This window comes from Winogradskyella tangerina, from assembly GCF_003260205.1.
GTDB classification, from domain to species: Bacteria; Bacteroidota; Bacteroidia; order Flavobacteriales; family Flavobacteriaceae; genus Winogradskyella; species Winogradskyella tangerina.
Genome location: NZ_QERF01000008.1, coordinates 156,654 through 178,955 on the forward strand (window position 1 = coordinate 156,654; position 22,302 = coordinate 178,955).

The 22,302-nt window shown below is 37.0% G+C and carries 20 protein-coding genes; 9 read left to right on the forward strand and 11 right to left on the reverse strand.

From position 1 onward, the window contains the following. The 6 genes from DDY94_RS12425 to DDY94_RS12450 all read right to left on the reverse strand — a co-directional run bounded on the left by DDY94_RS12425 (nt 1) and on the right by DDY94_RS12450 (nt 5,096). Entirely contained in the window at nt 1-459 is a 459-nt protein-coding gene (locus DDY94_RS12425; RefSeq protein ID WP_111684445.1) for an RNA methyltransferase, read from the reverse strand. A gap of 269 nt (nt 460-728) precedes the next feature. After that, nucleotides 729-1,928: a T9SS type A sorting domain-containing protein gene (locus DDY94_RS12430; protein WP_111684446.1), complete on the reverse strand. Its 1,200-nt coding sequence runs from the start codon at nt 1,926-1,928 to the stop codon at nt 729-731. A 196-nt stretch (nt 1,929-2,124) separates the two neighbouring features. Beyond that, nucleotides 2,125-3,066, reverse strand: a complete 942-nt coding sequence (locus DDY94_RS12435) for a hypothetical protein (protein WP_111684447.1) — start codon at nt 3,064-3,066, stop codon at nt 2,125-2,127. Nucleotides 3,067-3,255: 189 nt separating this feature from the next. Next, nucleotides 3,256-4,143: a DUF5777 family beta-barrel protein gene (locus tag DDY94_RS12440; RefSeq protein WP_111684627.1), complete on the reverse strand. Its 888-nt coding sequence runs from the start codon at nt 4,141-4,143 to the stop codon at nt 3,256-3,258. After that, on the reverse strand, nt 4,133-4,675 hold the full coding sequence (locus DDY94_RS12445) for a YceI family protein (protein WP_111684448.1): 543 nt from the start codon (nt 4,673-4,675) through the stop codon (nt 4,133-4,135). The genes DDY94_RS12440 and DDY94_RS12445 overlap by 11 nt, the downstream gene beginning before the upstream one ends. Then, nucleotides 4,668-5,096: an OB-fold protein gene (locus DDY94_RS12450; RefSeq protein ID WP_157957317.1), complete on the reverse strand. Its 429-nt coding sequence runs from the start codon at nt 5,094-5,096 to the stop codon at nt 4,668-4,670. The genes DDY94_RS12445 and DDY94_RS12450 overlap by 8 nt, the downstream gene beginning before the upstream one ends. Before the next feature lie 179 nt (nt 5,097-5,275). Here DDY94_RS12450 and DDY94_RS12455 point away from each other — a divergent pair, with 179 nt between their 5' ends. The 5 genes from DDY94_RS12455 (at nt 5,276) to DDY94_RS12475 (ending at nt 9,991) form a co-directional block, all read left to right on the forward strand. After that, complete coding sequence (locus DDY94_RS12455) at nt 5,276-6,358, forward strand: LytR/AlgR family response regulator transcription factor (RefSeq protein ID WP_111684450.1); 1,083 nt, start codon at nt 5,276-5,278, stop codon at nt 6,356-6,358. Between the two features lie 127 nt (nt 6,359-6,485). Further along, a complete protein-coding gene (locus DDY94_RS12460; protein WP_111684451.1) occupies nt 6,486-7,046 on the forward strand; it encodes a hypothetical protein in 561 nt (186 codons plus the stop codon). Between the two features lie 49 nt (nt 7,047-7,095). Then, on the forward strand, nt 7,096-8,094 hold the full coding sequence (locus DDY94_RS12465) for a D-cysteine desulfhydrase family protein (protein ID WP_111684629.1): 999 nt from the start codon (nt 7,096-7,098) through the stop codon (nt 8,092-8,094). Then, nucleotides 8,091-8,549: a hypothetical protein gene (locus DDY94_RS12470; protein WP_111684453.1), complete on the forward strand. Its 459-nt coding sequence runs from the start codon at nt 8,091-8,093 to the stop codon at nt 8,547-8,549. Before DDY94_RS12465 ends, DDY94_RS12470 begins: the two co-directional genes overlap by 4 nt. A gap of 107 nt (nt 8,550-8,656) precedes the next feature. Beyond that, nucleotides 8,657-9,991 carry an OmpA family protein gene (locus tag DDY94_RS12475; protein ID WP_111684455.1) on the forward strand — a complete coding sequence of 445 codons (1,335 nt, stop codon included), beginning with the start codon at nt 8,657-8,659 and terminating at the stop codon, nt 9,989-9,991. 236 nt (nt 9,992-10,227) lie between these two features. Here DDY94_RS12475 and DDY94_RS12480 read toward each other — a convergent pair whose 3' ends face one another. The 3 genes from DDY94_RS12480 to DDY94_RS12490 are packed head-to-tail and all read right to left on the reverse strand — an operon-like array spanning nt 10,228 to nt 17,204. After that, nucleotides 10,228-11,061, reverse strand: coding sequence for a dienelactone hydrolase family protein (locus tag DDY94_RS12480; protein ID WP_232817870.1), 834 nt, complete (start codon nt 11,059-11,061; stop codon nt 10,228-10,230). 28 nt (nt 11,062-11,089) lie between these two features. Further along, nucleotides 11,090-13,900 carry a S9 family peptidase gene (locus DDY94_RS12485; protein ID WP_157957318.1) on the reverse strand — a complete coding sequence of 937 codons (2,811 nt, stop codon included), beginning with the start codon at nt 13,898-13,900 and terminating at the stop codon, nt 11,090-11,092. Nucleotides 13,901-13,913: 13 nt separating this feature from the next. Further along, entirely contained in the window at nt 13,914-17,204 is a 3,291-nt protein-coding gene (locus DDY94_RS12490; RefSeq protein ID WP_111684459.1) for a glycosyl hydrolase, read from the reverse strand. Nucleotides 17,205-17,519: 315 nt separating this feature from the next. Between DDY94_RS12490 and DDY94_RS12495 the strand changes: the two genes are divergently transcribed. From DDY94_RS12495 to DDY94_RS12510, 4 genes are all read left to right on the forward strand, one after another. Then, nucleotides 17,520-18,236, forward strand: coding sequence for a hypothetical protein (locus tag DDY94_RS12495; RefSeq protein WP_111684461.1), 717 nt, complete (start codon nt 17,520-17,522; stop codon nt 18,234-18,236). Nucleotides 18,237-18,323: 87 nt separating this feature from the next. Then, nucleotides 18,324-19,466: an NAD-dependent epimerase/dehydratase family protein gene (locus tag DDY94_RS12500; RefSeq protein WP_111684463.1), complete on the forward strand. Its 1,143-nt coding sequence runs from the start codon at nt 18,324-18,326 to the stop codon at nt 19,464-19,466. A gap of 11 nt (nt 19,467-19,477) precedes the next feature. Next, a complete protein-coding gene (locus tag DDY94_RS12505; protein WP_111684465.1) occupies nt 19,478-20,107 on the forward strand; it encodes a peptidase associated/transthyretin-like domain-containing protein in 630 nt (209 codons plus the stop codon). A 39-nt stretch (nt 20,108-20,146) separates the two neighbouring features. Further along, nucleotides 20,147-21,127 carry a hypothetical protein gene (locus DDY94_RS12510; RefSeq protein ID WP_111684467.1) on the forward strand — a complete coding sequence of 327 codons (981 nt, stop codon included), beginning with the start codon at nt 20,147-20,149 and terminating at the stop codon, nt 21,125-21,127. Nucleotides 21,128-21,179: 52 nt separating this feature from the next. Here DDY94_RS12510 and DDY94_RS12515 read toward each other — a convergent pair whose 3' ends face one another. Then, nucleotides 21,180-21,455: a hypothetical protein gene (locus DDY94_RS12515; RefSeq protein ID WP_111684469.1), complete on the reverse strand. Its 276-nt coding sequence runs from the start codon at nt 21,453-21,455 to the stop codon at nt 21,180-21,182. Between the two features lies 1 nt (nt 21,456). After that, nucleotides 21,457-22,302 (reverse strand): DUF5777 family beta-barrel protein, encoded by an 846-nt coding sequence (locus DDY94_RS12520; protein ID WP_111684471.1) that lies wholly within the window; start codon nt 22,300-22,302, stop codon nt 21,457-21,459.

Consider the following 22,302-nt stretch of genomic DNA (forward strand, 5'->3'; position numbering starts at 1 on the left):
TTAAACACGAGGTTTATTAATACCTCGATCGTACATTACGATACTGCCTGCGACAGACACATTAAGGCTTAGTTGCGATTTAAATTTTACCAAGAAATGACTTTTTTCTATGGCTTGTTTTGACAATCCGTGATCTTCTGCTCCCAATAAATACACGCAACGTCTAGGATGATGAAAAGTCTCGAGATCTTCTGCTTCATCAGTAAGTTCAACACCGACTATCCTTGCCCCTTTAGGAAGATTATTGAAGAATTCATCAAAGGTATCGTAATGAAAATAAGGCATTGCTTTAACCGCATTATGAGTATCTGAGGCCTGCTTAGCATAGCGATTACCAATGGTAAAAATAAAACTAGCACCTAGGTTTTGCGCCGAGCGCCATAGTACTCCTAGATTTTCTGGTGTTTTTCCGTTCTGAATACCAATTCCGAAGAATTCGTTCGTGAAATTATCATTCATATATTCAAAAATAAAAAACCTCCCGAAATCAGGAGGCTCTAGATTGCTATTGCTTTGAAATTTATTAGTTTTCAAAGTTTCAGCTATAGACTGAAATATAGAAAAAAGGCTACTTAATTGTAGCCTTTTTAATCGAATTACTAGCTAAAAAAGTAATTCATCAAAAACCCAAAAATTATGATTGGTACGATAACAATTAGAAGCCAAGCTATAGTATAGATCAAATTTTGCTTACTATTTCTCATAATCTAATATTACGTTTCTTATGATTAGCGCTTCAGAATCTTTTCAGATAGGACAACATTTGTTCCGTCTGAAATTGTGAGCATATATAGTCCATTTCGAAGCGAAACAAGATCAATAGAATTGATTAATCCTCCATTAATGACTTGAGAAATCACTTTTCGTCCTGAAAGATCGTAAATGTCTAAATCTAATTCTGAAATCGATTCATCTTGAATATTGATGTTCAATTCTGTATTTACCGGATTTGGATAAATATTCACGCTCGACTCGAAGAAATCATCAATACCTAAGGTTGAATTCCAGAAAGCAGATCCGAAATCGGTAGCGGTTCCAGCGAATGTATAAGGCGAATCCCCCGAGACAAAACTATTCACATTATCCCATCGACCTGCAGTTACTGCTTGTCCAACTCTAGGTTGATTACCAGCACCCCATTGTATATAATCGATTAATATATCAGGATCTGATGAACCAAAACTATTTGTTGTAAACAAACTAAAGCCGTCGGCTACAGGATCTACATTATAAGCTACTGAAACATCCTCACCAGGAGCAAGATTTGTTGAGCCTACAGCTGCATTACTTACTTGCACATAACTACCTGGGCCAAGACATAACCAGTAAGATCCTATATCTACGGTTGTGGTTCCAAAATTTGAAAGTACAATTTCATCCGTTCCTGTATTTACAGATAAAATTCTAATAATATCTTGGGTAGAGGCCCAAAAAGCCGAACCAAAATCGGTAGCTGTACCTGTGAAGGTATAAGGAGATTCACCCGAAACAAAATTACTTGCACTATCCCATCGACCAGCAGTTACTGCTTGTCCGACTCTAGGTTGATTGCCTGCACCCCATTGCACATAATCGATTAAGATATTTGGATCGGAAGAACTAAAACTATTAGTTGTAAATAAGCTAAAGCCATCGGCAACAGGATCTACATTATAGGCTACGGAAACATTCTCACCAGGAGCAAGATTGGTCGAACCTACAGCTGCATTGCTTACCTGCACATAACTTCCCGGACCGAGGCAAAGCCAATAAGAGCCTATATCTAGTGTAGCATCGCCCAGATTAATTAACGAAATTTCGTCAGTAGCTGTATTTACGCTTTCAACTCTAATAACTGCTTGTGCGTTCGCAGCAATGCCGATCATTGTACTAAAGACAATTCCTAGTACCGTTTTCAATCCTCGATTTAAAGTAATTTTACATTTCATTGTTTTATGTATTATGGTTAATTTATATTGGTTAAGTACTGCCCGACACTAGCATGTCGGGCAGACTCTAGCTAACTAATCCCCTAAATGATTAGCTAAGATTTATTTCTAAATCATTTACATTGAATAAGTAGGTTGTTTATTGCAGATTTGAGAAAAGGGGCTCCATTTCTAAGCAATAGTTTTTCACAGCAATTTATTCCCAAAATGTCACCCCTATATCTGCAGCATTTCCATTAAAGCGGTAAGGCGATGCGCCTTGCACAAAGTTAGTTTCACTATCCCAGCGCCCCGCTTGTACAGCCTGATTTACTCTATCCTGATTTGCTCCTCCGTATTGCATATAGTCTAGTAAAACCTCAGGATCTGTAGAACCGAAAGTATTTGTTGCGAATATTCCAACGCCTTCAGCCGTACCTAAATTATAGGTAATACTCACCGTCTGATTTGGCGCAAGATCTGTAGTACCGCTAGCAATATTTGATATTTGCTCATAATTACCCGGACCAAGACATAACCAGTAGTTTCCAACATTTACACTCACATTTCCGAAGTTAGACAATTCAATTTCATTGGTCGTTGTATTAACTTCAGTAATGCGCACTACTCTCGATTCGATAAATGTAGATTCCCAAAAACCCGATCCAAACTGATCGGCTGTACCTGTAAAGGTGTAGGGCGAACCTCCATCTATAAAGTTAGCTTCATTGTCCCAACGACCAGCAATTACTGCATTTTCAACACGCACCTGATTTGGCGCACCATATTGAATATAATCTAATAAAACCTCAGGATCTGTTGATGTAAAGGTATTAGTGGTAAAAAGTAAAATTCCTTCGGCCGCTTCATTTAATTCATAATTTAAAATGACGCGTTGATTTGGTGCTAAATTAGTTGAACCCACAGCAATATCACCTACACGAGGATATCTACCAGGTCCGAGGCATAAATAATAGTCCGCAACATTAACTGTTGAATTACCAAGGTTTAATAATTCAATCTGATTAGTAATAGCATTAACACTTAATAATCGAACCACACTCGATTCTGGAGTTGGATCATTATTGTAAGAATCATCATCTGTACTACAGCTGAAAAATCCTAAGCTAATTAGAAGTAATAAAAAAATCTTTTTCATGGTTTTATTTGTTTAAATTTTGATAATGCAAATAAAGGGTGCAAATGGACCTTCTAACAACTAAATTGAAGTGAAGCGGAAAAAACGGCTTTAAAAAGGAATTGCAGTAAGCCCTTTAAAATTGTAGGTTTGAAAAGCTTTAACCAAGAATTACTAATAATTTCATAGGAAATGGATCTTCAGTATTAATTATAGCTGAAGAAAGAAGGTTGCATGAAATCCGAAGTAGAAATTACCATCTCTAAAGTTGAAATTATTTCGAGTTTTAGTGATAAACGTATCTTCTACAAATGCACCATTATTAGTCATTTTAAATTGAAGCATGAGATCACTTAATTCCCAATTTACCCCAAGTGAAAATGGTCCGTTAGTATTTGGGTTATCTACAGGATTTATCACATAATAATATTCTGAAACTACTGAGACATGACGCCCAACTTTATACCTTCCACCGATGCCCAGTGCATATTGGTCGCGGTCACCTTGAAAAATAGACGTATTACGATGCACATAAGTAGGTGCGATCTGTAATGAAAAGTTTCTTGAAAATTTTCTAGCGATCAGCACTTGTGTAGTAAAGGCAAGTTTATCACCAAAATTTAAAGAACCCGAACCATCGTTATAGATATTGCTTGAAGCCACATCAATATCGCGATGCGTAGCAGTTTGCAATAAAGTTATACTGGCGAAATTACCTTTGTTTTGTTGTCTTAACAATCTGTATTTTAAGAAACCGTCCCAAACATTACCTTGTGTACTCCAGCCGAGTCCAAAAGTCAATCGATCTGATATGCCATAATCTAATCCAAATCGTGCCGACATTTTATCAGCAACAAATGAATTACTTGTTTCCGCAGATGTGTTCCAATAGCGCGTCATTGCCGAAATTTCCAATACATTTTTCTTTCGGGTTTCTACGGAATGGCCAATTGAAATTCGAGTAGCTTTAAAGGTTGCAGCAACCTCAAAAACCGAATCTGTTTCTACACGATTCAATTGGTCAAGAAGATTCTGGCTGTGTATCTGAGATATGCAACCTAATGTGAATGCTAAAAGATAAAAGACTTTAGTTTTCATAGGGTTCATATTGAAAGTTAAACGATACATTAATAGTTTCTGCAATATTGGGAGATAATAAGCCCGGCACTTTTATATTGTGGTCTTTAATAGATACATTAAAATCGCCTTCAATAGTATAGCCGGTCTCGGATTTGGTAATTTTCACTTTGATCTCGCGTTCCATTGTTACATCCTTTAAAGTAAAATCACCTTTAACAATGCGCGTTTGCTCGCCTTCAAAACTAGGATCAAAATCAATGATAGATCCTTCAAAAGTGGCCTTTGGATAGAGGTCTGATTCAATATAACTTTCATTAAAGTGCTCTTGCATCAGAGACTTTTCAAAAACGAATGCTCGCATCAAAATACTTACAGCAATAGCAGAATCATTTGGTTTGAATAAACTCAAAACCTGATTATTGGTCGCTTGAATATTTTCAACATTGGTATACGAAAAAAAGGTCACCGTACCCTGACGAGTAATATATTCCTCAGGTGCTGTAAACGATAACAAAAGAAAAGCGAAACCGAAGAGTAGCTGTTTAACCATTGTTATTTTTTTCGATTAATATGCAATTTAAAAGAATAGCATCTAACAATACACCTTTGAATACACCCTTGATATTCACAACGTCGCCTTTAGATAATTGATCCATGTATTTATTTTGGTTGGTTTGCATTTCGCAAATCACTAATTTACTCGCATGTCCGCCATGTAAGAGTATAGTAGTTTTGTTGTCTTTGGTTGTAATGTCCTTGATTGGCCCTGTAACTTCAATGGCTTTTTCAATATAGTCATTTAATAGTAAACTGTCGCTGTTGGTTGTTCTATCCAATAATTCGTTTGTAGAAAGTTTAGCCTTTGTTTTAATACGACTGGTATCCTTAACACCAAACATACCAATGCCAAGAACTCCTAAAAGAAGACCTCCTAAAACAATTCCTATAATTACTATTTTTCTGTTCGTCATTATTATCCTCTGATGCATTTCAACTTGAACAAAATTAGTTATTAAACTTAAAATTGATAGCTAAAACATCTGTATTCTGCTTGAAAGTGAATTTTTAGATTTAAAACGGAATACTTCAATATTAAGCGTCGCTTAAATCTAAGACAATGTCGTATTTTTGAGTGATTCAAATTCAATTTATGAAGACCAACCGATTTTATCTCTATGGCGGATTAGCTTGTGTTGTTGTATTTATGGCCTTCACATTAATCGCTTCACCATTAATTATTAAAGCGATGGCATTACCACTTATTGAAAGTGAAATTTCGGCCTTAAAACAGAATGTTGATCAGGTAGCCGCATTAGCCAGCATCAATAGCGACGATGATAATTCGAAGAGAAAAATGCAAACTATCATTCAGAACTGGACGGCCAACAGCCATACCGATATGCACTTTTTATCGGTGATAGATTGGTCTGGGAAAATCATCAGTTATCCAGAAGCTATAAAGATCAATAATACCATGGAAGGTACCCAGAATGCGTCTTCCGTAAAGAACGCCCAATCTGCCGAAGCCATCTATGAATATTCGGCTGACTACGCCGGACTCACAAATCAAATTGCCTATATGGCGCCTGTTCCAAAGACAGACTGGATCGTTGTTGGACATTTTAATACAGAAAAACTAAACGCACTTACTGCTCAATGGCAGCGTAATCTATATTTATTTTTTACCCTCCTTGGACTCAGTATTTTATTGTTCGTTTTTATCATTATTCGCCGAATCAGTAATTTCTACGACGGACAATTATCTAACAAACTGTTCGATCTTAAGGATGAGGTGGTTAGTTTGTCTAAGTTGAATGAATCCTTATCGCAGTACCAGCAAAATCTTAGTACAGATACGACTTCAAATCAAACTGTAGACCTAAACAAAGAAACCTCCAAAAAGCGAATTCTTACCTATGTTAGAAATGAGCTGTTACCTGTTTTCACGGATGATATCGCATATATTTATGTCGATCATACCATTACATATATAGTTCGTAAAGACGGCAAGCGATCTACTTCTAATGAAAGTTTAGATCTTATTTATTCCTACCTAGATGAACGTTCCTTTTTTAGAGTAAATCGTCAAGTGATCGTAGCTATATCGGCTATTAAAACCATAACTAAATTTGGTAATAGTAAACTAAATATTGAAGTAACTCCGCCTTCAGAAATTGACATTATTATCGGTAAGAATAAGGCTGCAGCTTTTAAACAGTGGTTAGATTCTTAGTTATAAATAAAGGTCTACCATTATTCAAAATATAGCCCAGTATGTTCGAATAATATGTATCTTTAAGAATGAAATCGGTTATGATTTCTAATGCAACTTGTTCAAACTATTTCTACAGCTATTAAAAATGAGACCAATCCTAATAGTATTATTTAGCCTATTTACTGTTACAAATTCCTTCGCACAATTAAAAGAAGGTCAAAACTTTTGCGATCCGACCGAAGATGGCAGCTACTTTCCTCTAGTGATCAAAAAAAAGAAATTCTTTTGGGCCGATACGCGGTATGTAGAAACCAAAAAAGGCACCAAAGAACTTAATGGAAAAACCTATGTTGAATTTTCACAAGAATGGTTAGGCGGCACCACAGCAACTTTATACTTGCGTGAACAAGACGGTGTGATTTATCAATACGAAGAATGCTGCGAAACTGAGACCATTCGTTATGATGAAAATTTTGAAGAAGGACATACTTGGAAAACGGCAAGCGGCGAAGGCGAATACAAGATCGTTACCTATGAGGGCACCTTAAAAACGCCTTTTTGTGAATATGAAGATCTAATGGTAATTGAAGCCGTCTTAAAAAACGGAACATTCAAATTTTATTACTTCAAGGGTCATGGTTATGTAGGCGCTACGGTTGATGATCAACTAATTTCGTGTGTGACACCAACCTTCGATCTGGATTAACTGATTCTGTGATACTACGATCAATCAATATTTCAGAATGCATTCTTCAATGATCAATAACAAATTTAGCCTTGGATTTTTTCCAACGCCTTTAACAGAATTGAAAAACCTGTCGGCCAAATTTCCTGATTATAAGATCTATATTAAAAGAGATGACCAAACCGGATTGGCCACTGGCGGTAACAAAACCAGAAAACTTGAATATTTAATTCAACAAGCCATTGATTCAGGATGTGATACTGTTATTACAGCTGGTGCTCAACAATCTAATCATTGCCGGCAAACTGCGGCTGCCTGTGCTATTGCAGGTTTAGAATGTCATTTACTTTTAGGTGGTGACCAACCCAAAAATTATCAAGGCAACCTTTTACTCTCTTCGATCTTAGGAGCCAAAATTCATTTTACAGGAGCGCACAGAAAAGGAGAAGATACACCAATACTTACTACCCAACTTGAAGCCAAGGGTAAAAAATGTTATGTCATTCCTTATGGTGGCTCTAACCTCATCGGTGCTCTTGGATTTGTAAATGCTGTGAATGAGCTAAAAACACAAATACTACAAAACGACATCACCCTCGATTATATATTTTTTGCTTCGAGCTCTGGTGGTATGCAAGCCGGACTCACACTAGGCCAATTGATCTATGACTTACCGTTTGAATTAATTCCGATCAATATTGATAAAGATGAAACAAATGGTATAGCCCTAGAAGAGGTAGTGCTCAATATCGTTAACCAAGGCTTAAAGACATTACAAATCAACAAGACCATTACATTATCCGACATTAAACTTAATAGAAACTACGACCATGACGGTTATGGGAATGTCACAAAAAATGAGGTAAAAGCCATTAAGGAACTTGCCTCGTCTGAAGGGATTTTGTTAGATCCGGTTTATACTGGTAGAGCCTTTTATGGCATGTTAGATATGTTAGAAAAAAAGAAGATTCCTTTACGATCTAATGTAATGTTTTGGCATACTGGTGGGTTTCCGGCGATTTTCAAATATGGCAATGAGATGATGAAAAATTTTGATGAGATAAAATGAATTTCTACGAAAAAATATTTCTTAGCACCTACTCCACATACGCTAGAACAAACAAGCTCAATCCCGTTTGGTCTGCTGTCTCTGCACTGTCATTGTTACATGTGCTAAATATTATTTCAATTATCACGATTAGCAGTGACAGAATAGATGCTATGGGCGAGGAACAATTCCTAATCGTTTTTGTGGGATTAACATGTATATTATTTTGGGTACACTATATATGCTTCATTAAAGGAAAATCGATGCCCGAAAGAGCTAAGCTATTGCATTCAAGAGCAAGTTTCTGGTCGGCATTTACGGCTGTAATTTATGCTATTGGAACATTTTTTATGTTGTTTTGGTCTATGGATATTTTATGGGGTCCATTTATCTTTGTAAGCATTGTTATAATAGGAATGGCATTATATTCATATGCACTGCGACCAAAAAGTAATTCTGACCGAATTCAAAAGTAAAAGATCAATTCTGAACATAATTTCACGACGATTAATGACTTTAAAAAAAGTGGAATCATTTTTGTGCTTATCACAGCATATTCATTTTTTTAGCATTAACCCGTTCTATGAAAAATTCACTTTTAACCCTAGCACTTATCTTATCGACCTTTATGGGCTTGGCACAATCTAATTTAATTTATTTTGAATCTGATAGCCACAACTTATCATCCGCAGCAAAGCAAAAATTGGATGTGCTGACTGCAAAAATTAAACACAGTAAATCTGTTAATGAAATTGGTATTATTGGGCATACCGACTCTGATGCCTCATTTGACTACAATAAAGCGTTATCCCGCGAACGCGCAATTGCCGTAAAAGAATATTTAAGTTCGAAGGGACTAAAAAACAGGTTTCACATTATTTCTAAAAGTGAAAGTGAATTAGTAAATAAAAGCCTCACAGAAATAGAAAAATCAAAGAATCGAAGGGTTGAGATCATATTAAACCTCACCTCTGAGAACATGGTTTATGATGCCTTAAAAAGTAATTATCAAATTTATAAGATTCCGTCAAATAAAGACACTTTAATTACTTGTAAACAAGGCACAATTCTAGATTTTAAAGACGATCTTTTCAAACTTAAAAACAATGAATCAGAGCTCACCATTAAAGTCAAAGAGTTTTACAAAAAGTCTGATTTTGTTGCTTCTAATTTAAGTACATTAACGCTCGACGGCGAATTACTTGAGTCGCGTGGAATGATCGATCTTAAGGTATTTCAGGATGATACCGAATTAAAATTGAAGGACGATAAAACCCTAGATATCGTTTTCAAAGACCGAAAACTTAGAGACGAAACTAGCCTATTTATTGGCACAAGAACTAATGACGAAATGGTTTGGACACCTTCCATAAGAGAGGAATCATTTTTAGTTAGTGAATCTGGTTGGTCGGTAACCTATATTGCAACAGACACCATCAGTAGGTCGAAATGGTGGTACGAAGATATTGACGGTGAAACTTTCAAAATTGAGTATTCTGAAGAAAATGGTGTTGAACGCTATGACACCTTATCGGTAAGGAGTGAACGATTAATGAAAGATCTGGTATTATCTACACCCAAATTAGGTTGGATCAACTGTGATCGGTTTTATCGTAGTAATCAACCCATAATGAATTTGATCGTTGAATACGATGGTGATTTTTCGCCAGATGCTTCACTTGTTTTTACTGAGATCAACTCAGTACTCCCCTACAGTTACAGGGAAGACAATAAGTTAGTTTTTCGCAATGTGCCAGTTGGCATGAAAGTATCTGTTATTGGTCTGTTTAAAGGAGCAAATCAAGACGACATATACTTCGCACGAACAAATTTTACAACAAATGCTAAGGCGAAAGAAAAGCTTTCGTTTAAATTAGTCCCTGAAAAAGAATTGAAAGAAAAAATTAGTCTGTTGTGACCAATACCTCCTTTAGAATTTTTAAATATTTGACGAAAATTATCGACAATGCGACATAGAATTTCTTTTAAACTGTTACCGTCACATGTCACAGATTAGCGCTAGCATGTGTTTTTAAATATCTGAAATATTCAAATCTTTCAATTATCGGAAGTAAAAAACCACAGCAAAATACTGTGGTTTAATCTTATTATTCTTTACCACCACGCTTTAGCGTGGCGGTAGTGAGGGGGCGTCTAAAACACCTCATCCAATAATACCTGAAGACTGTTCCATGATTTTTCATCCGCTTCTGCATCGTAAGCCAATGGTAAATTAAATTTCTCGCCATTGGCATCTGCCGCCTTAGATGTAAAACTGTGTTTCACATCTGGATAAGAAATATACTCGTATTTCGCTCCAATAGAATCCATAGCCTTAGTATAAGAAGTCACCGACTCAGGATTAATAAATGGGTCCGCTGCACCATTACAAACCAAAACACGAGCCTTCAGCTGATCGTTAGGCATTACAGGTAGTGCTACGCCGCTATGAAATGCCGCAACAGCATCGAGATCTGCACCACTATTTGCCATGGTTAAAACCACACTACCTCCAAAACAATAACCTATCGCCGCCATTTTATCTGCATCTACACTCTCATGGGCTTCCAACAAACTTACCGCTGCGTTAAATCGTGCTTTGGCTTCAGGTAGGTTTGTAAAAACACTCATGGCGAACTTTCCGGCATCATCAGGGTGATCTGCTTGTTTACCGTCGCCATACATATCAACAGCCATAGCTGTATATCCTAAATTGGCCAGCATGTCGGCACGCTCTCTTACATAATCGTTATGTCCCCACCATTCATGAACGATCAATATGGCCGGACGTTTTCCTTTCTGATTCTCATCATAGGCGATATAACCTTTCAAACTTGTAGAATCCGTTGCGTAGGTTACTTCGATTCCTTTAACCTTTACGGGTAATGGTTCATTTTCAGTTTCAGAAGTTTGGTCCTTATTCTCTTTGCAAGACACACTAAGAATAAGAATAATAGTTGCTAAAATATAGGTGATCTGTTTCATCATTAATTTGGTTTTATTCAATTTGAAATAGTTAGTCTTTGTCACTTTCAGTGTATTCATAACCTTGGATGATTCCTTTTTCTAAGGCCGGAACACCACGTTCCATCCACATGGGTTTTGGAGCGCCTTTCAAGTAATGATCAAAAAATTGCGACATCCTAATATTGAAGTCTATTCGATTTTGCCATTTCAAAGGCCAATGTGGTTCGTCGTTGTAATTTAAGAACCATGACGGTTTTCCTAAACGTCTCAGACTCACAAAAAACTCGATGCCTTGATACCATGGCACATGGCCATCAGCATCGTTGTGCATAATTAGCAATGGTGTATTAATTTTATCAATATTGAAAATTGGCGAGTTTTCAATATAGCGCTGCGGATATTCCCATGGTGTTCCACCAATTCTACTTTGCGTATGTTCATACTGAAATTGACGGCTTAAGCCTGTCCACCATCTAATTCCACCATATGCACTGATCATATTCGGAACTGGTGCACCCGATTCTGCCGCTTTGAAAATATCAGTTTTAGTCACCAAATATGCAATTTGATAACCTCCCCAACTATGGCCCTGAACACCAATATTATCTTTATCAATAAAGCCTTTATCAATTAACATGGTAACACCAGGAATAACACAATTAAATGCGCTTTCACCCGGATAACCATCGCGATAATGAACATCTGGATTAAAAATTACATAGCCTCTACTGGCATAGAACGGATAATTGATCGTACTTCTGCCGTATGATGGCGCACGATGGCGATACAATCCGTTTGAGCTCTTCTCATAAAAATTAACGATCATTGGATACTTCTTATTTGGATCGAAATCTTCAGGTTTAATAAGCATTCCCTTCAAAGGTTTACCATCGAGCGATACCCATTCTACCATTTCGGCAGTACCCCAATTGTAGTCACTCTGTTGTGGATTGGCATCTGTAATTTGCTTCGGTGTTTTGAAACTGGTATTTGTAGACCATATATTTGGGTAATCTGTAAAGGACTCTCTAGAAAAAAGCATGCGATTACTTTTATCGTTTTGGGCCATCGTAAATCGACCATAGGTATAAGGCCCTTCTACTAGTTGTTTTAATGCTTTTCGTTTTGGATCATAACTCGCAGTACCTCCATATTTATTGTCTTCATTGAAAGTACTTAACATCCACTTTTTGTTATTCGGAATAGAGCGCTCTTCATTATCTAATCGAACATAGCGATACCTCTTTTTTGAGTTTCTTCCGTTTGTCAAGTTTTCTGAAGTACCTGTTTCAGGGTCGAAAGCCCATATATCAAAACGATCATAAATTAAAAATTTCGAGTCGTCCTCTGTCCATCCTGCTGAGCCATAACTATAAGGATCATCCGGATAGTCATGCAACTCGTTATAAAACTGTCGCCCTTTGGTTAGCGCTTTATATTTAAGAGTTTTGAGATTGTAGGTAAACCAAGTGCTATCCTTCCTGCTGTAACCATAAAGGTATTTACCCTTCGGGCTAATTGATGAACCGCCGTAGACTTTACTTGCTAAGTTTGTACGTTCACCTGTATTGAGATCAACACGTTGCAAATCTCTCGGAAGTTGAGCCGTCCACTGACTTTGAAGTTGGTACGGTGTTCCATTCCCTACTACGGCATAGGCGCAATTACCCTCATCGCCATATCGGGCAAGATCATAATTTGGATCGGCAATTTGAACCATTTGATTTCTCTTAAAATCATAGAGACTTAAGTAGGCCTTCTTCTTATCATCCTTTACATCTAACTCCTGAACGGTGTATAATCTAGGCTCATCGTAGGTCCAAACCTCAACATTAACGATCTCCTCGTCGAGAAGGGTTGTATCTTGTACAATTGGTGTTGTTCGCAATCCAAAAAATAAACGTTCTTCGTTTTTTGAAAAACGCAAAGCTTGATCAGCCGAAACTAATAAGTTTGAAGGATTATCATCAGAATTGACGATTATACTTGCCATAGCCTCTCCTTGATTCCAAGCATATAGTTTTGGCTTCTTAATTAAGCTCTTTGTTGAATCTGCATCTACAACAAAACCTATTCTATTTCCAGATTCTGAAATTCCAAGTTGCGGATATTTGGTCTTCGCATGACTTTGAAACAACAACGTACTTGTTCCCTTTGTTACATCATATCTGTAAACACCTGCCTCTGATTTATCATCTTCGCCTGTGGTTGTATAGGTTAGAAATCGCCCTTCTTTAGCCATCTTGTAACTAAGAACAAATTTTAAGGTATCCTCCTCACCACTCTTCAATTGTCTAATCACTAAATGAAAACCATTGTCTTTTGATACCTTCTTAGGCTTCTTCATCTTAACTTTTGAAGTATCCTTTACTTTGGATTTTGCAGTATCCTTTTTAGCTGGCTTCGGTGCTTCGAGCATGTAAGCTACGATTCCAGACCACTTTTCGGGCATGCTATAAGATTTTACATTGGGGATTTTCTGAAGTGATTTCGATTCAATATTGTAGATCATTAGAGTATCTTTCGGAAGATCCTTTTTCTTCACTTTTCTACGCTTCATTTCTCGTATACTGTCCTTCCAGGCATTAACAGCAAATACAGCATATTCAGAATTATAAGAAAATCGTCCTCCCTCACTTCGCTCGTAAGACATTATAGATTCTCCTTCAATATTTAATAGTTGAATCGACTGATCTTTTTCGCCCTTCTCTAAAGCATAAAGTACGTAATCACCAGAGTTAGAAATATTCACATTTCGAATACTGTTCCACAGTGCTTTATCATCATTTTGCATCACTTTTTTCTGTGCAAAACCTGAAGAAATTATTGTAAAGAAAAATAGAATTATTAAGGTTCTCATAGTGTCAATTTTTTTAATTTTTATTGTCATAACCTCGCCCGGGTGTATAAGGTGCACCTTTCGCGATTAACAATTGTTCTAATGCTTTTAAATCTGAATTAAAGATCACCTCCATCTTAGATTTTATAGCTGATATTTCAGCTTTTGCAATCGCATAGCTATCGCGATGTGTTTGCGTTGGTGTGGCGGTGGAATATTTTTGTTCATATCCAATAGATCCTAATCGACTTGCAGGCGATAAAGGTTGATCTATATCTAATCGACGTTTAACCGGGTCGCCAAATAAAGCCAACTGAACTGCATCGAGTTGATCTTCGATAGCCTTAATTTTAGTAGATAAATCGGCCATTGGTTGCTGCGCGCGTTTAACTGCAGCCTTCATGTATTTCAGCTTATCTCTAGACTCAGATATTAATTTTTGAGTGATGCCCATATCCGCTTGAAGTTGCGCCAATTCTCTTTGGAAAGCTACTTTCTCAGCTCTATTTTCAGCTGGCATTTCAACATTATCTAAGGCTTTGACTTCAAATGCCACCGGACTTGAAACTGACTTTAAATTACCATCCTTCATTACGGCCATTTCAACCGTGTAAGTCCCCGGTGCTACTAGGGTTCCTTCATCTCTACCACCAAATGGATTATAAAATTTTGGTTTGCTGAGATTAATTGGGTTTTGAAGGGTGTATCTTAAATTCCAGTGAAAGCGCTGAACGCCCTTCTTCGCTGGTCTGAATTCTTTCTTTACGACCTGACCATCGGAATCTTTGATGGTAAACACCAATTCTTCTTTAGACTCTTCAGATTCAGCTTTTAAAGCATCGTAACTTGGGTACGGTGTATCTTTATTCGCTTTAATTAATTCTTTCTCCTCTTTTTGTCGTTTATCCTTTAGCGATTTAAAATCAGAATTGTAGTAATACGTTATAACGGCTTCAGGTCCTAAATTCTCCGCAGTGTAAAAATTATCTCCCTGAAAGGATTTGCCTGGCAAACCTAAAGGGCTACTAAATTCCCACATCAAAGCTGTTCTTACAGGATAAATTTTTGCTTCATCCTTTGGTTCAGAATTTTCTATGTCTCTTAAAACTGAATAATCATCCATCACATAGAACCCTCGCCCAAATGTACCTAGTACAAGATCATTTTCTCGCTCTTGTATAGCAATATCTCTCACCGCAATTGTAGGTAAACCATTTTTAAGTTGTTTCCAGTTTTTACCTTGATTTGGCGAAAAGAAAGCACCGAACTCTGTTCCTACAAAGATGAGATTATCATCTACATGATCTTCTTCTATGGCGTAAACACTTCCTCTTTCTGGAAGATTTGATTGAATTGGAGTCCAACTCGCACCCTTATCAGATGATTTAAAAATATAAGGTTTGAAATCACCGTATTTATGGTGATTAAATGCTACATATATTACATTTTCGTTGTGTTTAGACAGATGTACGCTGTTGACATAAGATTGCTTAGGAGCGCCGTCAATATTCGAAATTTTCTGCCATGTTTGTCCACCGTCTTCAGAGATATGCACTAAACCGTCATCGGTACCTGCCGCTAATAAATCTCTGTTTAGTGGTGATTCAGAAAATGCGACAATACTTCCGTACAGTGATGTTGACCCATTTTTCATAACGGCATCTATACTTACAATTCGGTCGTAGACCTTTAGACTATTTCTATCAATTTGTTGTGAAAGATCCTCACTTATAACATTCCAACTATTACCATAATCATCTGACCTGAATACTTTATTTGCCGAAAAGTAGAGTCGCCCAGGTACATGTCTACTCACTACAAGCGGTGCGTCCCAATTAAAGCGGTATGCATTTTCACCTTTTCTTGCTTTTGGTTTAATCCCAACAGTTTCACCACTCTTTTTGTCGAATCGTACCAACCCTCCATATTGTGATTGAGCATAAACTATGTTCGGATTATTAGGATCGATCTGGGATTCAAAACCATCACCACCATTGGTAATAAACCATTCTGAATTTCGAATGCCATGATTGGTTAATACTCTCGAAGGACCGCCTAAACTAAAGTTGTCTTGCGTTCCTCCGTAAATATTATAAAATGGATAATCATTATCTACAGCTACCTTATAAAATTGTGTTACTGGAAGATTCTTTTTAAAATCCCATGTTTTGGCAGCGTCAAAGGTTTCGTAAATTCCACCGTCACAACCTACAACCCAATGTTTATTATTATGAGGATTGATCCACATACAGTGATTATCTACATGCTTAGTATCTTCTCCAACCTTGTTAAAAGTCTTTCCACCGTCGTGTGTAACAGACATCCAGGTATCCATAGAATACACGGTGTTTTCATCAACTGGGTCTGCAATAATCTCCTGATAATAATTTCCGCTGGTCACATGCGAACTGCGCTTTCGCCAACTTGCGCCTCTATTTGTAGAAGCATAGAACCCACCTTTTCGATCGGCAGCCTCAACGATTGCATATATAATTTCTGGATTGGCAGGCGAAATAGCTAAACCGATTCTACCTAATTCTACGTTGGGTAACCCTTTATTGATTTTCGTCCAGGTTTTTCCTCCATCAACACTTTTGTGCATAGCCGATCCTGGACCACCACCTACATAAGTATATACATGGCGTCGTCGTTGAAGCGTTGAAGCATAAAGTACTTCAGGATCTCTAGGATCCATAACAACATCATTGACGCCAGTATGCTCATCTACTTCAATGATCGAATTCCAGGTTTTTCCGCCATCTTCGGTTTTGTATAAACCTCTATCACCACCTTTGCTCCACAGCGGTCCGATGGCAGCGACATAAACAACATCAGAGTTATCGGGATGCACAATGATCTTACCAATGTGTTCCGAATTTTTAAGACCCATATGTTCCCAAGATTTACTGCCATCTATTGATTTATAAATACCATCTCCGTAGGCAACTGAGCGTTGATTGTTATTCTCGCCAGTACCAACCCAAATAACATTAGGGTTATTAGGATCCATAGTTACACAGCCAATGGAGTACGAACCCTGGCTATCGAAAATAGGCTCATAGGTAACGCCAGAATTAACTGTTTTCCAAACCCCACCTGATGATGTAGCAACATAATATTCGAATGGATTATTAGGATTGAATGCAAAATCTGAAATTCTTCCTGATGTTAGTGCAGGTCCGACATTTCTCCATTTTAATCCTGAAATATTTATGGATTCTAAAGGTGTTTTGTCGTCGGTGTCTTTTTTTGATTTTTTTTGGGCTATACCTGTGGTGCTGAAACTGAGTAACAAACCCAGAACAACTAATGCAAAGTTTTTCATAAGTGAAATCTGATGGTTGGTTTTATTCTTTTTAATTTAAATAGTTAGTTTTTCCCATTAAATTCATCACATAAATGATGCTTGTAGGAAAGGCTCTAAATTGAGATGTTGAGAGTTTCTAAAGATAGCTTTTTTGTAAACAAATTAATATTAAGAGAACGATAAAAATTTATAATTTCCATGTGATCTTTCCATTTCATTCGATTTCTGAAGCCTTTAAGGATGTTAGTTATAATTATGCGTATTTTTATGAAAGCTGAAATCTGTTGAAGGGATAATGTCTAGTTTCAACTGATCAAAAACCTAATTAATTCTATGTTTTTCAAAAAGAAAAAAATCGATATCTCATTATTAATAAACGAAGGAAATTTTTCAAAAGCAAGCGCAGAAATTGAATCTCAACTTAAAAAACAAAACACCGTTTATATCTGCCAGCAGGCTTGGCATAAGATCAATTTGGATTCAGATTTTAGTGAAGAAGAAATCAGATTAGATGAAAATTTACTACCTGAGGAGTTCTTTGAAACTATCAGGATTTATTACTTCTTAGTAGATTCTGACTGGCCCAAAGACAAAAAAGAGAAGTACCTCAAAATTTCTAAACATATCATTCTTAAAATAAGTACGTTCATTCGAAACAATCTATTTGGTGAAATAAGATTCGATCCCAATCTTAGAGAAAGCTTACAAGACTTTATTCAATTTGTAAAAGAACAAGATCTGAATAATGACCAAGCCGATCTCAGTGCAATTAAAGCACAACTGAGCGGAAGCTTACTTCAGTTAGGTTGGATTGAAAAAAAAGACTTCGGAATAGATATGCTTCAATACGCGGAGAGCTATGAAAATGTTGGTCTAACGGATCAATCTATGAATATTTACAAGGCCATTATTAACGATTTCAAATCTCAATCAAGAGAACTTTCAAGTGGCTTATTCCCCGAAATTCAACATGTAGACGACCCTACAGATGAAGAGTTAGAAATTATTACTAAGGCGAAAGATGCTTTAGATAGACTATCAAAAAACTAATCGAACGTAAATGTTTCAATCTGAATAGTTTGCATATAAAATAGTAACTTAGAGTCGGTATGAAGTCTAATTTAAAATCGCAGAGACATGAGAAAAAGTAGACGGAAATTTTTGAAAAACAGTATGGCATTGGGACTTACCTCATTAATAGACCCCTTCAGTTTAGAGGCATCAAGTGGATTAATTCAGCAGGACAAAAAATTAAAAATTCTGATTTTGGGAGGTACCAGTTTTTTAGGTCCGCATCAAATTTCATATGCATTGAACAGAGGTCACGAGGTAACGACTTTTACACGAGGTAAGACTGTACCTAAGATTCATGCTGATCTTTTTTCAAAAGTAGAACAACTTATTGGCGATAGAGAGAATAACCTTGAAGCCCTAAAGAATCGAAAATGGGATGTAGTTATTGATAATTCGGGGCGTAAAACTAAATGGACGGAAGATACCGCCAAATTATTAGTTGATAATGTTGGTTATTATATGTACACCTCCTCGATTAGCGTTTATTACCCTTTTACAGGTGAAGATTTCTCAGAAAAACGCAGCTTGGTGACGGAAATTCCTGATGATATTGACGAAGGTGAAAGAGGCACATATGCTTACGGTGTCATGAAAGCAACTTCAGAAACCGCCACTATCAAAAGCTTTGGAGCAGATAGATCAATAATTGTGAGACCCACTTTAATTGTTGGTCCGGGTGACAGAACAGACCGTTTTCCTTATTGGTTAGCACGATTAGAAAAAGGCGGCGATATTATAATTCCGGGAAGTCGCACTGAGGTAGTGCAGTATATCGATGTAAGAGATTTGGCCGAATGGATGATTCGTCTATGCGAAACTAAAGCGGCTGGAATTTATAACGGATCTGGTCCTGGATTTGATATGACGACCAATGCCTTCGTGCATGGTATTCATGCCAATTATACTTCTGCTGTAAATTATATTCAAATTGACGACAATAAATTTTTAGAGGAAAATGGTTTAATTGGAATTCAACCTTGGGTCATTCAATTACCGCAGTACGCTGGTATGTCTAAAAGTGATAACAGCAAAGCGATAGCTGCAGGGCTTACCTTCAGGTCGCTCTCTGAAACTGTTCAAGCCACTAAAAAATGGTGGTACTCTGAAGCAGTTTCGCAAGAAAGACGCGATAATATTCTCACTAATGAAAGGTCGTTGATGCGAAGAGAAAAAGATATTCTAGCCAAGTGGAAACAAAGAACGTAGAACGTTAAATTATGAAGCACTTTCTAGTACTAATCATTGTGGTGTTTACCTTATCGTGTAAAGGGCAAGTTACCAATGAAGAAGAACGCAAAGTTGGAGGGCCTTGCGAAGATTGTGTGGCATTAATGGATTATCAGAAGTTAAACATTCAGCCGCTAGCCGTTGATACTTTACCAAGGTTTAATGAGCATGAACCTAAAATTAAAATATCCGGAACGGTATATAAAAGGGATGGTAGCACCCCTGCTGAAAATACCATTTTATACATATATCATGTAGATCGTAACGGACTATACCAACCAAGTGACGACCCCGTTGGCTGGGAAAAACGGCACGGTCAGTACCGCGCTTGGTTAAAAACTGGTAAGGATGGTAAATTTACATTTTATACCTTTAGACCTGCCTCCTACCCAGGAACTTCAGAGCCTCAACACATCCACATTTATGTAAAAGAACCTCATACAATACCTTATTATCTGGATAGTTATTTGTTTGAAAGTGATCCTTTGCTCACAGAAAGTGAAAAGTCTTCTCAAAAAGATCGAGGCGGATCGGGGATTATAAAACTTGAAATGAGGGACGGCATTTATACAGCAAATAGAGATCTAATTTTAGGTTTGAATATCCCGGAATATGAATAATCACGCAGCGAACTTTTTGACACCTTCTAACAAACCATCATGACATCATCATTTAAGATTTTACTTTTTTTTGTTATAAGCCTATTTGCTCAGTCGGTTTATTCACAAACCATAGTCGAAGACTACCAACCAATTAAAAACGACAGTTTAAGAATTGGCCCTGGAGATAAAGACTTTTTACCATACATACAAAGTGGTTATACGCTAATGCTTCCTGAAAGTAATACCGCTAAAGGCGTTCTGATTTTCCTTGAAGATTCAGGGATTGACAAAAAGAATAGAAACGCCAAGCTACTCTATGAACTGGCTTCTGATAAAGACTTTGCTGTGCTATCTGTTTCCACGGAAATACCACTCGATTTTTTCTTTACTGAGGCCTCCATGCAGTCGGTGCATCAAACCATTAAAAGTGCCTTTAAAACCCACGCGTTACCAAATGAGAATATTTTCTTTCTTGGTCCGAGTTTAGTGGGTCATAGAGCACTTCGATATATTAAATACGTGAATGAAGGGGATTTCGATTTTCAATTAAATATCAAAGGTATTGTGCCCTGTAATTTTACGATGGACTGGACAAGAAAATGGTATCAACACCAGCGCGATATTAAACTAAACCGGATAGACTTATGGGAACCTAAGTTTATGAATTACATGTTGGAAACCTATTTAGACGGAACACCAGAAACCGCACCTGAGCGCTATCATGATTTCTCATCATACAGTTATTTTGATGCCATTAACGACAATATTGATCATTTTAAGAACTTCGCTGTAAGAGCTTATGTAGAACCAGCCATTAATTACCGACTTAAAACTTACTACAGAACGCTTTATGATAATAATGCACCGGATATGGTTGGGTTTATTGCCGAATTAAATCTGAGAGGAAATGACAATACAGAACTGATCGTTATACAGCCTGAAGACAAACCTTCAAAAGCGAAAACAGCACAGTCTACATGGAACGGCATTAATAAAGTTGAGCTTATGGATTGGATTCAAAAACAAACAGAAAAATAGACGATACACATTACGCGTATCGCCTATCCCCAACCTCAAAACTAATCCCAAACTAGCATTTGCAAATCCCTATGTCATTATAATCATACAACGCTTCGCCTCGCTCGGGATAACCTAAAAACGAAAGTTTATTGAGTAATGTTGAAAGATCCTGTGCCTTATAAAAATTAAAGGTGATCATGAGATCTCTAGGATACAACCTTAGGTTTTTAATACCATCTAAGCTTTCTAATTCTTGCCTTATTACTTTTGAACACGTTTCACAAAAACTTCGTTCAATTTCTATTCTAGCCATTGAAACAGGTGCAGCTACTCGATACTGTTCCATATTAAAAAACTCTCGACAAATTAAATCCAAAGAAAATATTACCGTCACTCCAATCACCTGTAGCCTGACCAAGAAATCCGTTAGTATTCATGGGTTGTGCATTCGTAAAATGTAATTGAAATACATGCCCACCTGTTTCAAGGTCAAATCCTATTGAAAGCGGATTGTTAAATGGCGAATTATCCGCTCGGTTAAGATGCAATCCATAGTCGAAATTTATAGACCAACGCTTCGTTAATTTGTGTCGACCGCCAAAACCAATTACATATTGCGAATTGTGCTGTGAGTCGAAATCCACATAGTTATCGTGAAAAAACGTAGGCATAAGTTGTAGTGAAAGATTCTCATTAAATTTCTTTGAAATCAATAACTGAGTTGTGTAACCCAGTCGATTCTTGAATTCAAGCCCTGGTAAAATCTGTTCATCCAAAGAGGTATTGATTAAAATGTTACTAGAGCTTACAATAGTAAATGGAAAGCCGCCTCTACGCTCACGAACAAGCCTGAGTTTTAGTGATGATTCATACATTTTTCGAAATGAACTCCTAGAAACACCAATATTGATGCCGTCAGAAATACCATAAATAACATTGAGCCGTGTTACCGCTTGGTCCAATCCAAAGAAGTCCTGAATCCCTGTTTCTAGAGATCCAAATCTGTGCGAAACCACAAAATAAAGTTCCTTTTTAGATACCATTTTAGTCGATTCAAAATTGACTATTTTAAGTCCTTTGAATGCTGCACTTTTATAATCTTCCTGAGGATCGACATCAATTTCTGACAGCAAGTCGTCCTGACCAAAAACGACCACAGGAAAAATTAGAAGGATAAAGAATAAAGTTTTCAT

Coding starts and splice junctions, on each gene's coding strand:
- DDY94_RS12490 (WP_111684459.1), bottom strand. CDS start 17,204: ATGAAAAACTTTGCATTAGTTGTTCTGGGTTTGTTACTCAGTTTCAGC.
- DDY94_RS12460 (WP_111684451.1), top strand. CDS start 6,486: ATGAGACCAATCCTAATAGTATTATTTAGCCTATTTACTGTTACAAAT.
- DDY94_RS12445 (WP_111684448.1), bottom strand. CDS start 4,675: ATGGTTAAACAGCTACTCTTCGGTTTCGCTTTTCTTTTGTTATCGTTT.
- DDY94_RS12520 (WP_111684471.1), bottom strand. CDS start 22,302: ATGAAAACTTTATTCTTTATCCTTCTAATTTTTCCTGTGGTCGTTTTT.
- DDY94_RS12510 (WP_111684467.1), top strand. CDS start 20,147: ATGACATCATCATTTAAGATTTTACTTTTTTTTGTTATAAGCCTATTT.
- DDY94_RS12425 (WP_111684445.1), bottom strand. CDS start 459: ATGAATGATAATTTCACGAACGAATTCTTCGGAATTGGTATTCAGAAC.
- DDY94_RS12470 (WP_111684453.1), top strand. CDS start 8,091: ATGAATTTCTACGAAAAAATATTTCTTAGCACCTACTCCACATACGCT.
- DDY94_RS12500 (WP_111684463.1), top strand. CDS start 18,324: ATGAGAAAAAGTAGACGGAAATTTTTGAAAAACAGTATGGCATTGGGA.
- DDY94_RS12505 (WP_111684465.1), top strand. CDS start 19,478: ATGAAGCACTTTCTAGTACTAATCATTGTGGTGTTTACCTTATCGTGT.
- DDY94_RS12465 (WP_111684629.1), top strand. CDS start 7,096: ATGATCAATAACAAATTTAGCCTTGGATTTTTTCCAACGCCTTTAACA.
- DDY94_RS12485 (WP_157957318.1), bottom strand. CDS start 13,900: ATGAGAACCTTAATAATTCTATTTTTCTTTACAATAATTTCTTCAGGT.
- DDY94_RS12515 (WP_111684469.1), bottom strand. CDS start 21,455: ATGGAACAGTATCGAGTAGCTGCACCTGTTTCAATGGCTAGAATAGAA.
- DDY94_RS12480 (WP_232817870.1), bottom strand. CDS start 11,061: ATGATGAAACAGATCACCTATATTTTAGCAACTATTATTCTTATTCTT.
- DDY94_RS12450 (WP_157957317.1), bottom strand. CDS start 5,096: ATGACGAACAGAAAAATAGTAATTATAGGAATTGTTTTAGGAGGTCTT.
- DDY94_RS12430 (WP_111684446.1), bottom strand. CDS start 1,928: ATGAAATGTAAAATTACTTTAAATCGAGGATTGAAAACGGTACTAGGA.
- DDY94_RS12435 (WP_111684447.1), bottom strand. CDS start 3,066: ATGAAAAAGATTTTTTTATTACTTCTAATTAGCTTAGGATTTTTCAGC.
- DDY94_RS12440 (WP_111684627.1), bottom strand. CDS start 4,143: ATGAAAACTAAAGTCTTTTATCTTTTAGCATTCACATTAGGTTGCATA.
- DDY94_RS12455 (WP_111684450.1), top strand. CDS start 5,276: ATGAAGACCAACCGATTTTATCTCTATGGCGGATTAGCTTGTGTTGTT.
- DDY94_RS12495 (WP_111684461.1), top strand. CDS start 17,520: ATGTTTTTCAAAAAGAAAAAAATCGATATCTCATTATTAATAAACGAA.
- DDY94_RS12475 (WP_111684455.1), top strand. CDS start 8,657: ATGAAAAATTCACTTTTAACCCTAGCACTTATCTTATCGACCTTTATG.